The organism is Pseudorhodoferax sp. Leaf274, assembly GCF_001422445.1.
Lineage (GTDB): Bacteria > Pseudomonadota > Gammaproteobacteria > Burkholderiales > Burkholderiaceae_C > Pseudorhodoferax.
The window spans coordinates 600946-614954 of sequence record NZ_LMNA01000030.1; the positions used below are offsets into that span (position 1 = coordinate 600946).

The following is a 14009-nucleotide window of genomic DNA, read 5'->3' on the forward strand; positions in this document are numbered from 1 at the left end:
CGGCGATCACGATGTCGCTGTCGCCCCAGGCCACGGCCTGGGCGGCCAGCATCACGGCCTTCAGGCCCGAGCCGCAGACGGCGTTGATGGTCAGGCCGGGGGTGGACTTGTCCAGACCGGACTTGACGACGGTCTGGCGCGCCGGGTTCTGGCCCGCGCCGGCGGCCAGCACCTGGCCCATGATGACTTCGCCGACCTGGCCGGTCTCGAGCTTTGCGCGCGCGAGCAGTTCGCGCACGACGGTGGCGCCCAGCTCGGGCGCGGCGATCTTGGCCAGGCTGCCGCCGAACTTGCCGACGGCGGTGCGGGTGGCTGCGACGATGACGATGTCTTCCATGTCTCTTCCTAACGATGCTTGGGGTTGCGGAAATCGGGGATGCGGTACCGCGGGATCAGGCCTTGGCCTTCACGTAGCGGCCCGGCGCAGGCTCGATGGCCTTGTATTGTGCGCGCCCATAGCCGCGCGGTGCGGCGACCTGGCGGCCGGCATGGCCGGCCAGCCAGCCGGACCAGTCGGTCCACCAGCTGCCGGGATGCTCGGTGGCCGCGGCCAGCCAGTCCTGCACATCGGCGGGGAACCTGGTGTCGCTGCCGATCCAGTGGCTGCGCTTCTTCTTGGCCGGTGGGTTGATCACGCCGGCGATGTGGCCCGAGGCACCCATCACGAAACGCTTCTTGCCCGGCAAGTGCTGCGTGGACGCGTACGAGCCGCCGATGGGCACGATGTGGTCTTCGCGCGAGCCGTAGATGTAGACCGGCAGGTCGAGCTTCGAAAAGTCGATCTTCTCGCCGCAGACCGTGGCCCGGCCGGGCTGCACCAGCAGGTTCTCGAGGTAGGTGTTGCGCAGGTACCAGGCGTAGAAGGGGCCGGGCAGGTTGGTGGAATCGCTGTTCCAGTAGAGCAGGTCGAACGGCGGCGGCGTCTCGCCCTTGAGGTAGTTGCCCACCACGTAGTTCCACACCAGGTCGTTGGGCCGCAGGAAGCTGAAGGTGGAGGCCAGGTCGCCGCCGGGCAAGAGGCCGCCCTTGCCCATCTGCATCTCGCGGTACTTGACCATGTTCTCGTCGATGAACACGTCCAGGATGCCGGTGTCGGTGAAGTCCAGCAGCGTGGTCAGCAGCGTGAGTGCGGCGATGGGCTTCTCGCCGCGCGCGGCCAGCACGGCCGCGGCCGTGGTGAGGATGGTGCCGCCCACGCAGAAGCCCAGCGCGTTGATCTGCTTGGCGCCGGTGATGTCCTGCACCACGCCGATGGCGCGGATGGCGGCATCCTCGATGTAGTCGTCCCAGGTCTTCTGCGCGAGCGATTGGTCGGGGTTGCGCCAGCTCACGACGAAGGTGCGGTGGCCCTGCTCCACGGCATAGCGGATCAACGAGTTCTCGGGCTGCAGGTCGAGGATGTAGAACTTGTTGATGCAGGGCGGCACCAGCAGGAAAGGCCGCTCGTAGACCTTGGCGGTGAGCGGCTTGTACTCGAGCAGCTGGAACAGTTCGTTCTCGAACACCACGGCGCCCTCGGTCGTGGCGACGTTGCGGCCGACCTCGAACTGGCTTTCGTCGGTCATCGACACATGGCCCTGCCGCAGGTCGTGCAGCAGGTTCTGCATGCCCTTGGCGATGCTCTCGCCCTTGGTCTTGAGCGCCAGCGCCTGGGCTTCGGCGTTGAGCGCGAGGAAGTTGCTGGGCGACGTGGCGGCCATCCATTGCTCGACCGCGAAGCGCACGCGTGCGCGCATCTTCCCGTCGCCCTGCACGGCGTCGGCCAGGCCCATCAACGTGCGTGCGTTGAGCAGGTAGCTGGCCGCAGAGAAGGCCGCCACGGGGTTGCCGGACCAGGCCTCGCTGGCGAAACGCTTGTCTCGCTGCAGCGACTGCTGCATCTTCTGGCTCCACAGCGCGCCGACCTCGCCGAGGTATTGCTTCTGCAGTTCCTGCAGCTTGTCCGGCGCGAACGACAGCGCGGGCAAGGCCGCTGCGCCAGGTACACCGGTCGGCGCGCCGCCGCCTTGCTGCATGGCCTTGGCCAGCATGTCGCCCATAAGGCTCTGGAATTGCTGGGCGGCCTGCGCCCAGTCTGCCTGAGAATGCATCGCGTCTCCTCGACCCTTTGAAAGCCCCAGCAAACCTGGGGTAAACCCTGATTACAACAGCACCCTGTGAGGTGCGGCAACTTCTTTTACGTTATGTATCTGGTCGTGATCGCCTGGGTGTATGTGGCGCTGATGATGGCAGTGGCCGAGGCCACCAGTACGCAGGGCACGCTGCTCGGCGCCCTGGTGACCTTTGTACTCTACGGGCTCCTGCCGGTGGCACTGGTGGTTTACCTGATGCTGGCGCCGGCGCGGCGCAAGTTGCTGCGCGCGCGCGAGGCGGCCGAGTTCGCTGCGCAGAACGACGCGCAGAAGGAAGCGCAGAACGACGCGCGAAGCGCGGCCTCAGCCGGCGAGCCAGATGCAGGCAGCCATGCGCCCGCTGACGCGGTCGCGCCGGTGCGAAAAGAACCTTGAAGGCGCACCGACGGTGCACCACCGTGCGCTGGAATCGTTGCCGTGGATGCCTTGCAGCCCCGACGCGGCCAGCCGCAGCCGCGCCAGTGCGGGCAGGTCGGCCAACCACTTGCCAGGGGCGTGTGGGCGAAAGCAGCCTGCCGCTGCGGCGGCTTGCCCCACGAACGCGGCCCTGACCTCTTCGCCGACCTCGAAGGCCGACGGGCCGATGCACGGCCCCAGCCAGGCCAGCCACTGCGCCTGCGGCACGGCCCGGTCCAGCGCGGCCATGGTGTTCTCCAGCACGCCTGCGGCCAGGCCACGCCAGCCGGCATGCGCCGCCGCGACGGCGCGGCCTTCGGTGTCGCAGAACAGCACGGGCAGGCAGTCGGCGACCATGATGGTGCAGGCCACGCCGGGCTGCAGGCTCATGCAGGCGTCGGCCACCGGCACGGCGTGCGCGCAAGGCAGGCTCTCGACGGCCGTGCCGTGCACCTGCTGCATGAAGACCGGCGCAGCGCCCAACCGCGCGGACAGCAAGGCACGGTTGCGCTGAACGGCGGCGGCGTCGTCGCCCACATGGTCGCCCAGGTTGAGGCTGTCATACGGCGGGGCCGAGACGCCGCCCGCACGCAGGCTGTGCAGGGCCCGGACCCTGGCGGGCGCAGGCCAGTCGGGAACCAGCAGGTCCATCAGGCCTCGAAGTCCGGGCAGGCCGACGGCTGGGCGCGCTGCACGGCCGGCAGGGCCATCGCGGCCTCGTGGGCGGCCATGGTCAGCGGCAGGCCGGACAGCTCGACCGCGAAGCGCTGCGCGTTGAAGATCTGCGGCACGAGGCAGCAGTCGGCCAGCGTGGGGCTCTCGCCGAAGCAGAAGGTGGCAGCGCCGCGCGACGCGCGCAGCTGTGCCAGCTGGCGCTCGAATGCCTCCAGCCCGGCACGGCACCAGTGCCGGTACCAGGCGTTCTTGGCGGCGTCGTCCACCTGCAGCTCGTGCGAGAGGTACTTCAGCACGCGCAGGTTGTTGATGGGGTGGATCTCGCAGGCGATCGTCTGCGCCAGCGCACGCACCTGGGCGCGGGCCAGCGGCTCGGCCGGCAGCAGCGGCGGCTGCGGGTGCGTCTCCTCCAGGTATTCGATGATGGCCATGGACTGCGCCAGTGGCACACCATCGACCTCGAGCACCGGCACCAGCCGGTCGGCCGACAGGGCCGCGAAGGCGTCGCCACGCTGCTCACCCTTCACGAGGTGGATGGGCTGGTAGTCGTAGGCGATGCCCTTGATCGCCAACGCGATGCGCACGCGGTAGGAGGCCGAGGAGCGGAAGTAGCTGTAGAGCTTCATGGCGGCGGGGCAGGGATGGGACGGGCGATTATCGGGATGCCTCACGCCGCAGCGGCGAGCATCCGGGCCGATTGCCGTGCACGCAGCCGGCCGAACGCCAGGCCCACCGCCAGCGTGCCGAGCGCGCCCACCGCCATCAGCGGCCGGGTGCCGTGTTCGCCGACCGACAGGCCGGCCAGCCACACGCCGATGGCCTGGCCCAGGAAGAAGCAGCACGCGAACGAAGACACGGCCGCGCCGCGCCGTTCGGGCGCCATCTGCGTGGCATTGGTCTGCAGCGTGTTGTGCAGCATGTAGAAGCCCAGGCCCGCGGCCAGGCAGCCCGGCACGGCCCACCACCAGGCCGGGGCCCAAGCTATGCCCAGCAAGGCCAGCGCGACGATGGCGCCGCCCCAGGCGCTCAGCCGCGTCTCGCCCATGCGCGCGACCAGCGGGCGGGCGCCGAACGCGAACAGGATGCCGCCACCGCCGAAGGCCATCAGCGTGGCGCCCGCCGCGGCCAGCGGCAGGTCGAACACCGCATGCAGGTGCACGGCGATGAAGGCGAAGGCACCGAAGATGCACGCCCCTTCGAGGAACACGGTGGCCAGCACCACGCGCGCCCAGGGCACCGACAGCACCTTGGCGAATTCGCCGGCCATGCGCCGCACGGGATGGCCGGCGGCGGGGGCGCCGCGCGGGCGCGGCACGCGCCGGCCGACGCGCTGCATGGTCAGCGCGATCAGCACGAACCACGCCGCCAGCCCCCAGAACGGCAGGCGCCAGCCCAGGTGGTCGGCCGCCAGGCCGCCGACGACCACGCCGCTGGACATGCCCAGGATCTGCCCGACCAAAAACCGCGCGAGCACAGGCTGGCGGTCGGCATAGGCCACCATGTCGCCGATGAAGGCCATGGACAGCGGGATGATGGCGGCCGCCGCCACGCCGGCCACGAGCCGCGCACCGACCAGTGCAGCATGGCCAGGCGCCAACGCACAGGCCGCCGATGCCAGCGCACAGGCCATGGCCGCCCAGCCGATGACGCGGAACTTGCCGAACCGGTCGCCCATGGGGCCGAACAGCAGTTGCGCCAAGCCATAGGCCATCGAGAACACGGTGACCACCTGCGCGGCCTGCGCCAGCGGGACGGAGAACTCCTGCGCCAGGCGCGGCAGCAGCGGATCGGTCAGGCGCATGGCGAAGGCGCTGCCGAACGCGGCCAGGCCCAAAGCGAGCAAGGCACCGTGCGGCAGGCCGCGCGGTGCCTCGGGTGCCTTGGTATCGGAAGAAGAAAGCATCCGCCGATGTTAGGCAAGCCGCCCCGCCCGCGCGCGGACGGGGTCAATCGGCGTCGAGGGCGCCGATGCCGGCGGCTCAGCCCTGGCGTTCCGCGAGGAAGATCTCGACGCGGCGGTTCTTGGCGCGGCCGGCATCGCTGCTGTTCTCGGCCACGGGTTCGTGCGAGCCGCGGCCGGCGGTGAGGATGCGGCGCGCGTCGACGCCACGCACGGCCAGATAGTCGCGCGCACTGTTGGCCCGCTGCAGGGACAGCGGGTCGTTGACCGCGTCAGAACCGGTCGAGTCCGTGTGGCCGATGATGCGCACCTCGGTGTTGGGCTGGTCGCGCAGCCCGCTGGCGAACTGGTCGAGGATGGGGCGCAGTGCCGGGCGGATGTCGGCCCGGCCTGTGTCGAACGAGATGTCGCTGGGGATGTCGAGCTTGAGCTGGTTGTCCGCCGTCTGCGTCACGGCGACGCCGGTGCCAGCCGTGGCCTGCTCCATCTCGGCCTTCTTCTTCTGCATGTGCGAGGACCAGATGTAGCCGCCCAGCGCGCCGACACCGGCACCGATGGCCGCCCCGCGGCCCTGGCCGACGAGGGCGCCGACACCGGCACCGACGCCAGCGCCGACAGCCGTGCCCTTTTGCGTCTCGCTCATGTTGGCGCAGCCGCCCAGGGCCAGTGCCAGCACGACGGCGGCGACGCCGGCGCGCGGCGCGATGCGGGAGGAGGAAGCGGAGAAGGAAGAAGAGGATCGGACCGAGGTCATGGAAGACTCCTGTTGTTGTGGATCACGGTGGCATTGCACCCGAGCAACACCCACCCACCGATGACGATGTGCTACGGGTTGTACGCGCGTGATCGGCGGCAGGCCAGCCACCAGCGCGCCAGCCGCGTGTCGGACGGCGCCGCATGCACTGGTGGGTGCATCGGTGGGTGCAGGGTGGACCGGCACATGGCACACTGCCCCGCGCACGGCCTGCAGCATGCGGGCCTCCGTTCCCAAGCAGAAAGGTTGCGATGAGCTTCGTCTTCCCCCCCGCCCCCACCGTTGCCGTGCCTGTCGTCGGCCAGGCCGCCACCTTCCCCGTGCACCGCGTCTACTGCGTCGGCCGCAACTACGCCGAGCACGCGAAGGAGATGGGCTTCACCGGCCGCGAGCCGCCGTTCTTCTTCATGAAGCCGGCCGATGCGGTGGTGCCCGTGCCCGCGGGGCAGACCGGTGCCATCGCCTACCCCAGCCTGACCCGGGACCTGCACCACGAGATCGAACTCGTGGTGGCCATCGGAACGGGCGGCGCCAACATCCAGGCGGCCGATGCGCACAAGCACATCTACGGTTACGCCGTGGGCCTGGACATGACGCGCCGCGACCTGCAGGGCGAGATGAAGAAACAGGGCCGGCCCTGGTGCATCGGCAAGGGTTTCGAGCAGTCCGCGCCGATCGGCCCGATCACGCCGGTGGCGCAGGCCGGCGATGTCCAGAAGGCCGAGATCTTCCTGCAGGTCAATGGCCAGGACCGCCAGCGCAGCGATGTCTCCAAGCTGATCTGGAACATCGCCGAGACCATCGAACACCTGTCGGCCGCGTGGACGCTGCAGCCCGGCGACCTGATCTACAGCGGCACGCCCGAAGGCGTGGCAGCCGTGGTGGCGGGCGACGTGCTGTCCGGCGGCGTCGCGGGGCTGGAGAGCCTGACAGTCAGGATTGCCGGCTGATGCGCGGATGGACAGGCGGCGCAGAGCGCAGCCGCCCGTCCTGATTACACTGCCCCGCCATGAGCTTTCGCCCCCCCATCAAGCACTGCCGCGCCTGCGGTACCGCCGTGGTCTACCGCGTGCCGGACGACGGCGACACCAAGGAGCGTGCGGTCTGCCCGGCCTGCGACACGATCCACTACGAGAACCCGCTGATCGTGGTCGGCACGGTGCCGGTGCTCGACGAGCGCGTGCTGCTGTGCAAGCGCAACATCGAGCCGCGCTGGGGCAAGTGGACGCTGCCGGCCGGCTTCATGGAGCTGGGCGAGACCACGGCCCAGGGCGCGGCGCGCGAGACCGACGAAGAGGCTGGCGCGGCCTACGAGATGGGCGAGCTGTTCAGCCTCATCAATGTGGTGCGCGTGGGCCAGGTCCACATGTTCTACCGCGCCCAGTTGCTGCACGACCGCTTCGATCCCGGGCACGAGACCATCGAGGCCCGGCTGTTCCACGAGCACGAGATCCCGTGGGACGAGATCGCGTTCAAGACCGTGCGCGAGACGCTGCAGTGGTTCTTTGCCGACCGCAAGGCGGGCCGCTTCGGCCTGCACCAGCTGGACATCGCGTAGCGGCGCCTGCCGCCACGCGGCCGCGCTCAGCGATGCGCCGTTCGGCCGGCGCCCCGCGCCGCACAGCGAGAACGCGCTGGCTGAAGACCGCCCCGCGCGGCGCTCACTCGCCTAAATAGGCGGCCCGCACCTTGGGGTCGCTGAGCATGGTCTTGGCGTCGCCGTTCATCGTGATGATGCCGGACTCCATCACGTAGGCGCGGTCGGCGATGGCCAGAGCGCGGCTGGCGTTCTGCTCGACCAGCATGATGGTCACGCCCTGCGCGTGCACGTCGCGCACCACCTCGAAGATCTTGTCGACCATGATCGGCGACAGGCCCATGGAGGGCTCGTCCAGCAGCAGCACCTTGGGCCGGCTCATGAGCGCGCGGCCCATCGCCAGCATCTGCTGCTCGCCGCCGGACATGGTGCCGGCCAGCTGGTCCTTGCGCTCGCGCAGGCGCGGGAAGATGCTGAACATCTTCTCGATGTCCTTGGCGATCTCGGCCTTGTCGTTGCGCGTGTAGGCGCCCATCTGCAGGTTTTCCGTGATGGTCATGCGCGCGAACACGCCGCGGCCCTCCGGCACCATGGCCAGGCCTTGCTTGACGAGGTCCCACGCGCCCTGCCCGCGCACCAGCTTGCCCAGGTACTCGATCTGGCCGCCGCTGGCGGGCAAGGTGCCGGTGATGGCCTTCATGGTCGTGGTCTTGCCCGCGCCGTTGGAGCCGATCAACGAGACCAGTTCGCCCTGGCGCACCTCGAAATCGATGCCCTTGACGGCCTGGATGCCACCGTAGGCGACCTGCAGGCCCTGGACTTTCAACAAGACGGTCATCTCAATGCGCTCCCGTGCCGAGGTAGGCCTCGATCACCTTGTCATTCTTCTGCACCTCGGCCGGCGTGCCCTGCGCGATCAGCTTGCCGTAGTCGAGCACGGTCACGCGGTCGCACAGGCCCATCACCAGCTTCACATCGTGTTCGATCAACAGGATGGTGCGGTTGTCCTTGCGGATGCGGTCGATCAGTTCGCGCAGTTGCACCTTCTCGGTGGCGTTCATGCCTGCGGCCGGTTCGTCCAGCGCGATCAGCTGCGGGTCGGTGGCCAGCGCGCGTGCGATCTCCAGCCGGCGCTGGTCGCCATAGCTCAGCGTGCGCGCCTTGTAGTCGGCCAGCTTGCCGATGCCCACGTAGTCGAGCAGTTCCTGCGCGCGCCTGGCAATCGCCAGCTCCTCGGACTTGAAGCCACTGGTGCGGAAGATCGCGCCCAACAGGCCCGAGCGCGTGCGCACGTGGCGGCCCACCATCACGTTCTCCAGCGCCGTCATCTCGGCGAACAGCCGGATGTTCTGGAAGGTGCGCGCGATGCCGGCCTGCGCCACTTCGTGCACCGCCGTCGGCTTATAGGGCTTGCCCGCGAGCTCGAAGCTGCCGCTGTCGGGCGTGTAGAGCCCGGTGATGACGTTGAAGAAGGTGGTCTTGCCGGCACCGTTGGGACCGATCAGGCCATAGACCTGGCCGCGCTCGATCTTCATGCCCACATCGCTCAGGGCCTGCAATCCACCGAAACGCTTGGAAATGCCGCTGACGTTGAGAACCGTTTCTGCCATGTCCGTCTCGCTTCAGGGGTTGATGGACATGGGACGGTTGGCCGCGCCGGGCACGGCGTCGGCCGGGGTGTCCACGCCGGGCGTGATCGCCTGCGCCGAACCGGGCACCGGATCGGGTGCCGTCTTCTTGTTCAGCGATTTGCCGTGTTCGGGCGATGGCCACAGGCCGCGTGGACGCAGCAGCATCACGACGATCATGGCCAGCGCGATCAGCAACTGGCGCAGGATCGGCGCATCGAGCCGGCCGTCCGTCATGGCCTGCAGCGGGCCGGCGACGTAGCGCAGCACCTCGGGCAGCGCCGACAGCAGCACCGCCCCCAGCACCACGCCGGGCAGGTGGCCGATGCCGCCCAGCACCACCATGGCGATGATCATGACGGACTCCATGAGGCTGAACGACTCGGGCGAGACGAAGCCCTGGAACGCGCCGAACATGGACCCGGCCACGCCGCCGAAGGCAGCGCCCATGCCGAAGGCCAGCAGCTTCATGTTGCGGGTGTTGATGCCCATGGCCTTGGCGGCGATCTCGTCCTCGCGGATGGCCATCCAGGCGCGGCCGATGCGCGAGACCTCCAGCCGGTAGCAGACCAGGATGCTGACCAGCACCAGCAGCAGGAACAGGTAGTAGTACAGCGTGACCGACGGCAGCGTGAAGTCGCCGATCTTGAGCGAGCGGCCCAGGTCCAGGCCGAACAGCTTGACCGAGTCGATCTGGTTGATGCCCTTGGGGCCGTTGGTGATGTTGACGGGATGGTCCAGGTTGTTCAGGAACACGCGGATGATCTCGCCGAAGCCCAGCGTCACGATGGCCAGGTAGTCGCCGCGCAGCTTGAGCGTGGGCGCGCCCAGCAACATGCCGAACAGGCCGGCGATGCCGGCCCCGAGCGGTATCACGAGCCACAGCGATGAATGCAGGCCGTTGGGGAACATGGCCTTGAAGGCCGCGAAGGTGTCGGTCAGGTGCGGCGAGGCCAGCAGCGCGAACATGTAGGCACCGACCGCGAAGAACGCGACGAAGCCCAGGTCCAGCAGGCCGGCGTAGCCCACCACGATGTTCAGGCCCAGCGCCAGCATGATGTACAGCAGCGACATGTCGGCGATGCGCACCCAGGCGTTGCCGAAGTTCTGCAGCACCAGCGGGAACGCGATGAGCACGATGGCGCAGACCACCAGGGTCAGCGGCTTGTTCTTCTTCAGGAAGCTCATGGCGTGTTCCTCAGGCCCGGTCCGCCACCCGCTCGCCCAGCAGGCCCGAGGGCCGCAGCGTGAGGATGATGATGAGCACGATGAAGGCGAAGATGTCGGAGTAGTGGCTGCCCAGCACGCCGCCGGTGAGCTGGCCGATGTAGCCCGAGCCGATGGCCTCGATCAGGCCCAGCAGGATGCCGCCGACCACGGCACCGCCCAGGTTGCCGATGCCGCCGAACACGGCGGCCGTGAAGGCCTTCAGGCCGGGCAGGAAGCCCATGGCGTGCTGCGCCGTGCCGTAGTTGGAGGCGTACATCACGCCGGCGATCGCCGCCAGCACGGCGCCGATGATGAAGGTGGCCGAGATCACCACGTCGGGCTTGACGCCCATGAGCGCGGCGACGCGCGGGTTCTCCGCCGTGGCGCGCATGGCGCGGCCGAGCTTGGTGAAGTTGACCAGCCACATCAGCACCGCCAGCGAGACGGCGGTGAGCCCCAGGATCAGCAGTTGCGTGGGCGAGATCACCGCGCCGCCGATGTGGATGGGGTCGCTGGGCAGCAGCGTGGGATAGGCCTTGTAGTTGGGTTTCCAGATGATCATGGCCAGCGTCTGCAGCAGGATGGAGACGCCGATGGCGGTGATCAGCGGGGCCAGCTTGGGGCTGTTGCGCAGCGGCCGGTAGGCCACCTTCTCGATCACGAAGTTGAGTGCGGCGGCCACCACGCAGGCGATCACCATGGCGATGATCAGGATGATCCAGCCCGGCGTGCCCGCCATGTTCTGTTGCATGAGGCCGATGACCGACCAGCTTGTCAATGCCCCCACCATGAGCACTTCGCCATGCGCGAAGTTGATGAGGTTGATGATGCCGTACACCATGGTGTAGCCCAGGGCCACCAGCGCGTACATGCTGCCCATGACCAGACCATTGATGATCTGCTGTAGCAAGATATCCATCTTCTTCTCCGTTGCGGAACGCCCTGCGCGTAGCCCTTCGTGAGGGCTAGCAAAAAGCCCGCCAAGCCTGTGCCAGCAGCGGGTTGGGGCGGGATTGTAGTCACGGGCATGCACCCTCCCGGGATGTATTCAGCCGGGGTTTTCCCTCTGTAAAACCAGCGGTCTCAGCCGCGCTGCTGGCGGTTCTTTTCGCGCAGCGCGGCGAGCTTCTCGCCGATCTTGAGCTCCAGGCCCCGCGCGACCGGACGGTAGAACTGCGGCTCGTCCATGTCGTCCGGAAAGTAGCGCTCGCCGGCCGCGAAGCCGTCGTCCTCGTCGTGCGCATAGCGGTAGTTCTTGCCGTAGTCCAGGCTCTTCATGAGCTTGGTTGGTGCATTGCGCAGGTGCATGGGCACGGGCCGCGTGCCGTCCTGCTTCACGAACGCACGCGCCTGGTTGTAGGCGGTGTAGACCGCGTTGGACTTGGGCGCCACGGCCAGGTAGACCACGCACTCGGCCAACGCGAGTTCGCCCTCGGGCGAGCCCAGGCGTTCATAGACTTCGGCGGCATCGAGCGCCAGGCGCAGCGCGCGCGGATCGGCCAGACCGATGTCCTCGCTGGCCATGCGCACGAGGCGGCGCGCCATGTAGCGCGGCTCGGCACCGCCGTCGAGCATGCGCACGAGCCAGTACAGCGCGGCATCGGGATCGGAGCCACGCACCGACTTGTGCAGCGCGCTGATGCTGTCGTAGAACTGGTCGCCACCCTTGTCGTAGCGGCGCATGCGCTCGCCCAGCACGCGCACCAGCCAGGCGTCGTCGATGCGCGCGAGCTTTTCCTGGCGGGCCGCCACGGACAGCGTCTCCAGCGTGTTGAGCAGGCGGCGCGCATCGCCGTCCGCGTAAGCGATGAGCCGATCCAGCGCCTTGTCCTCGATGGCGGGCACAGCGTCGATGGCCTGGGCCCGGGCCACGATCTGGCGCAGCTCTTCTTCGCCCAGCGGCTGCAGCACGTAGACCGCGGCACGCGACAGCAGTGCCGAGTTGACCTCGAACGAGGGGTTCTCGGTGGTCGCGCCGATGAAGGTGAACAGGCCGCTCTCCACATGCGGCAGGAAGGCGTCCTGCTGGCTCTTGTTGAAGCGGTGCACCTCGTCGACGAAGACGATGGTGCCGCGCTGCTCCAGCCCGTCGCGCGCCAGCGTGGCACGGTCCACCGCCTCGCGGATCTCCTTGACGCCGCCCAGCACCGCGCTGATGGCGATGAACTGCGCATCGAAGGCATCGGCCATGAGCCGCGCGATGGTGGTCTTGCCGGTGCCGGGCGGCCCCCACAGGATGCAGGAATGCGGCCGGCCGGACTCGAAGGCGATGCGCAGCGGCATGCCCTCGCCCAGCAGGTGCTGCTGGCCGACGACCTCGCCCAGGGTCTTGGGGCGCAGGCGTTCGGGCAGGGGCTGGTGGGGTGCTGCTGGAGGGCGGGGAGCGGAAGCCATGGCGCCATTGTCCGGTGCCCGCGACCGCCCCTTGCGCCACGCAAGTTCCAACCAGATGTAACGCCCGGGCCCGCAACCTTGTGCGACGCGGCCGACACAACTATCGTGGCGGCGCTTCCTGGTGCGACCCGCCAACATAAGGAGACAACCATGGCGACAGCGGACAAGCAGGGGTTGGGCGACAGCAATGCATCCATGCACGGCAGGCGGCGCTTCCTGGCGCGGGCCAGCGCAGGCGCCGCGGCACTGGCCGGTGCCAGTGCCTGGGCCCAGGGCAAGACGCCAGGCCCGCCGAGCACCGTCACCACGCCGCCGCGCGAGTTCGGTCCCGGCGCACCGCCGACCACCTACTTCTGGGACCCGGACGTGATCGCGGTCGACCCGTCCTTCAACGACCTGGCCCAACCCAACGCATCGATCCAGCGCCTGTGGACCGGCGCCGGCTGGGCCGAGGGCCCGGCCTGGAATTCGGTCGGCAGGTTCCTGCTGTGGAGCGACATCCCGGCCGACCGCCAGCACCGCTGGATCGAGGACGATGGCCACGTCTCGGTGTTCCGCAGTCCGTCGAACAACAGCAATGGCAACTGCTTCGACTACCAGGGCCGGCAGATCGCCTGCGAGCACCTCACGCGCCGCGTGGTGCGCTACGAACTCGACGGCTCCATCACCATCCTGGCCGACCGCTGGCAGGGCAAGCGCCTGAACTCGCCCAACGACGCGGTGCCGCATACCGACGGCAGCATCTGGTTCACCGACCCGCCCTACGGCGCGCAGCTGTACGAGGGCACGCCCGACCCGGCCGGCGGCAAGAGCAACCGCGCGGGCCGGCTCAACAACCGCCTCGGCCAGCCGCCCGGCGTGAGCGATGCGCGCCAGGAGCTACCGACCCAGGTCTACCGCTGGGACCCCAGCGGCCGGCTCGATGCCGTGGTCGCCGACGACAAGGTGCCCAATCCCAACGGACTGTGCTTCTCGCCGGATTTCAAGAAGCTCTACGTGTCCAGCACCGGCCCGGCCGGCAAGGGCGACATCCATGTGCTGGACGTGGGCGCGGACAACAAGCTGTCCAACCAGCGCGTGTTCACCGACTGCATGGTCGATGGCGTGAAGTGCGGGCCCGACGGCATCCGGGCCGACGTGTTCGGCAACATCTGGTCGGCCAGCAACGCGGGCCGGGCCGTGGGCTACAACGGCGTGACGGTCTGGAACCCCGAGGGCAAGCTCATCGGCCGCATCCGCCTGCCAGAGGTCTGCGGCAACCTGACCTTCGGCGGGCCCAAGCGCAACCGGCTGTTCATGATCGCGAGCCAGTCGGTCTATGCCGTCTACACCGCGACACAGGGCGCGGCACCGAGCTGACACACTCGCGCCTGTCGCGCGCACG

The 14009-nt window shown here is 68.7% G+C and carries 14 protein-coding genes and 1 pseudogene; 4 read left to right on the forward strand and 11 right to left on the reverse strand.

Annotation, left to right across the window (positions count from 1 at the left end; all coding sequences use genetic code 11):
- Positions 1 to 337 (reverse strand): annotated as a pseudogene (locus tag ASF44_RS29500) (acetyl-CoA C-acetyltransferase); the annotation flags it as partial.
- A 55-nt stretch (positions 338 to 392) separates the two neighbouring features.
- Positions 393 to 2090 (reverse strand): class I poly(R)-hydroxyalkanoic acid synthase, encoded by a 1698-nt coding sequence (gene phaC / locus ASF44_RS29505; protein WP_056902816.1) that lies wholly within the window; start codon positions 2088 to 2090, stop codon positions 393 to 395.
- 93 nt (positions 2091 to 2183) lie between these two features.
- On the opposite strand from phaC, the gene ASF44_RS29510 reads away from it, so the two are divergent.
- Positions 2184 to 2507, forward strand: coding sequence for a hypothetical protein (locus ASF44_RS29510; RefSeq protein WP_056902817.1), 324 nt, complete (start codon positions 2184 to 2186; stop codon positions 2505 to 2507).
- On the opposite strand, the gene pgeF is transcribed toward ASF44_RS29510, so the two are convergent.
- The 4 genes from pgeF to ASF44_RS29530 all read right to left on the reverse strand — a co-directional run bounded on the left by pgeF (position 2436) and on the right by ASF44_RS29530 (position 5857).
- Positions 2436 to 3179 (reverse strand): peptidoglycan editing factor PgeF, encoded by a 744-nt coding sequence (gene pgeF / locus ASF44_RS29515; RefSeq protein WP_056902818.1) that lies wholly within the window; start codon positions 3177 to 3179, stop codon positions 2436 to 2438. The two genes, ASF44_RS29510 and pgeF, sit on opposite strands and share 72 nt — an antisense overlap.
- Complete coding sequence (gene maiA / locus ASF44_RS29520) at positions 3179 to 3829, reverse strand: maleylacetoacetate isomerase (protein WP_056902819.1); 651 nt, start codon at positions 3827 to 3829, stop codon at positions 3179 to 3181. Before maiA ends, pgeF begins: the two co-directional genes overlap by 1 nt.
- A gap of 41 nt (positions 3830 to 3870) precedes the next feature.
- On the reverse strand, positions 3871 to 5106 hold the full coding sequence (locus ASF44_RS29525) for an MFS transporter (protein WP_056902820.1): 1236 nt from the start codon (positions 5104 to 5106) through the stop codon (positions 3871 to 3873).
- 76 nt (positions 5107 to 5182) lie between these two features.
- On the reverse strand, positions 5183 to 5857 hold the full coding sequence (locus ASF44_RS29530) for an OmpA family protein (RefSeq protein WP_082525127.1): 675 nt from the start codon (positions 5855 to 5857) through the stop codon (positions 5183 to 5185).
- 251 nt (positions 5858 to 6108) lie between these two features.
- Between ASF44_RS29530 and ASF44_RS29535 the strand changes: the two genes are divergently transcribed.
- Positions 6109 to 6807: a fumarylacetoacetate hydrolase family protein gene (locus tag ASF44_RS29535; protein ID WP_056902821.1), complete on the forward strand. Its 699-nt coding sequence runs from the start codon at positions 6109 to 6111 to the stop codon at positions 6805 to 6807.
- Between the two features lie 59 nt (positions 6808 to 6866).
- Positions 6867 to 7415: an NUDIX hydrolase gene (locus ASF44_RS29540; RefSeq protein WP_056902822.1), complete on the forward strand. Its 549-nt coding sequence runs from the start codon at positions 6867 to 6869 to the stop codon at positions 7413 to 7415.
- A 103-nt stretch (positions 7416 to 7518) separates the two neighbouring features.
- Here ASF44_RS29540 and ASF44_RS29545 read toward each other — a convergent pair whose 3' ends face one another.
- The 5 genes from ASF44_RS29545 to ASF44_RS29565 all read right to left on the reverse strand — a co-directional run bounded on the left by ASF44_RS29545 (position 7519) and on the right by ASF44_RS29565 (position 12625).
- Positions 7519 to 8232: an ABC transporter ATP-binding protein gene (locus ASF44_RS29545; RefSeq protein ID WP_056902823.1), complete on the reverse strand. Its 714-nt coding sequence runs from the start codon at positions 8230 to 8232 to the stop codon at positions 7519 to 7521.
- Between the two features lies 1 nt (position 8233).
- Complete coding sequence (locus tag ASF44_RS29550; RefSeq protein ID WP_056902824.1) at positions 8234 to 9004, reverse strand: ABC transporter ATP-binding protein; 771 nt, start codon at positions 9002 to 9004, stop codon at positions 8234 to 8236.
- Positions 9005 to 9016: 12 nt separating this feature from the next.
- Positions 9017 to 10210 carry a branched-chain amino acid ABC transporter permease gene (locus ASF44_RS29555; protein ID WP_082525128.1) on the reverse strand — a complete coding sequence of 398 codons (1194 nt, stop codon included), beginning with the start codon at positions 10208 to 10210 and terminating at the stop codon, positions 9017 to 9019.
- Positions 10211 to 10220: 10 nt separating this feature from the next.
- Positions 10221 to 11150 carry a branched-chain amino acid ABC transporter permease gene (locus ASF44_RS29560; RefSeq protein ID WP_056902825.1) on the reverse strand — a complete coding sequence of 310 codons (930 nt, stop codon included), beginning with the start codon at positions 11148 to 11150 and terminating at the stop codon, positions 10221 to 10223.
- A 164-nt stretch (positions 11151 to 11314) separates the two neighbouring features.
- Positions 11315 to 12625, reverse strand: a complete 1311-nt coding sequence (locus ASF44_RS29565; protein ID WP_056902826.1) for a replication-associated recombination protein A — start codon at positions 12623 to 12625, stop codon at positions 11315 to 11317.
- Positions 12626 to 12775: 150 nt separating this feature from the next.
- On the opposite strand from ASF44_RS29565, the gene ASF44_RS29570 reads away from it, so the two are divergent.
- A complete protein-coding gene (locus ASF44_RS29570; RefSeq protein WP_056902827.1) occupies positions 12776 to 13984 on the forward strand; it encodes an SMP-30/gluconolactonase/LRE family protein in 1209 nt (402 codons plus the stop codon).
- The last annotated feature ends 25 nt before the right edge of the window (positions 13985 to 14009 follow it).

What these genes read in the sequence shown, in the direction of transcription:
- ASF44_RS29570 (WP_056902827.1), top strand. Translation starts at nt 12,776, where the DNA reads ATGGCGACAGCGGACAAGCAGGGGTTGGGCGACAGCAATGCATCCATG.
- ASF44_RS29565 (WP_056902826.1), bottom strand. Translation starts at nt 12,625, where the DNA reads ATGGCTTCCGCTCCCCGCCCTCCAGCAGCACCCCACCAGCCCCTGCCC.
- pgeF (WP_056902818.1), bottom strand. Translation starts at nt 3,179, where the DNA reads ATGGACCTGCTGGTTCCCGACTGGCCTGCGCCCGCCAGGGTCCGGGCC.
- phaC (WP_056902816.1), bottom strand. Translation starts at nt 2,090, where the DNA reads ATGCATTCTCAGGCAGACTGGGCGCAGGCCGCCCAGCAATTCCAGAGC.
- ASF44_RS29540 (WP_056902822.1), top strand. Translation starts at nt 6,867, where the DNA reads ATGAGCTTTCGCCCCCCCATCAAGCACTGCCGCGCCTGCGGTACCGCC.
- maiA (WP_056902819.1), bottom strand. Translation starts at nt 3,829, where the DNA reads ATGAAGCTCTACAGCTACTTCCGCTCCTCGGCCTCCTACCGCGTGCGC.
- ASF44_RS29555 (WP_082525128.1), bottom strand. Translation starts at nt 10,210, where the DNA reads ATGAGCTTCCTGAAGAAGAACAAGCCGCTGACCCTGGTGGTCTGCGCC.
- ASF44_RS29525 (WP_056902820.1), bottom strand. Translation starts at nt 5,106, where the DNA reads ATGCTTTCTTCTTCCGATACCAAGGCACCCGAGGCACCGCGCGGCCTG.
- ASF44_RS29535 (WP_056902821.1), top strand. Translation starts at nt 6,109, where the DNA reads ATGAGCTTCGTCTTCCCCCCCGCCCCCACCGTTGCCGTGCCTGTCGTC.
- ASF44_RS29550 (WP_056902824.1), bottom strand. Translation starts at nt 9,004, where the DNA reads ATGGCAGAAACGGTTCTCAACGTCAGCGGCATTTCCAAGCGTTTCGGT.
- ASF44_RS29530 (WP_082525127.1), bottom strand. Translation starts at nt 5,857, where the DNA reads ATGACCTCGGTCCGATCCTCTTCTTCCTTCTCCGCTTCCTCCTCCCGC.
- ASF44_RS29560 (WP_056902825.1), bottom strand. Translation starts at nt 11,150, where the DNA reads ATGGATATCTTGCTACAGCAGATCATCAATGGTCTGGTCATGGGCAGC.
- ASF44_RS29510 (WP_056902817.1), top strand. Translation starts at nt 2,184, where the DNA reads ATGTATCTGGTCGTGATCGCCTGGGTGTATGTGGCGCTGATGATGGCA.
- ASF44_RS29545 (WP_056902823.1), bottom strand. Translation starts at nt 8,232, where the DNA reads ATGACCGTCTTGTTGAAAGTCCAGGGCCTGCAGGTCGCCTACGGTGGC.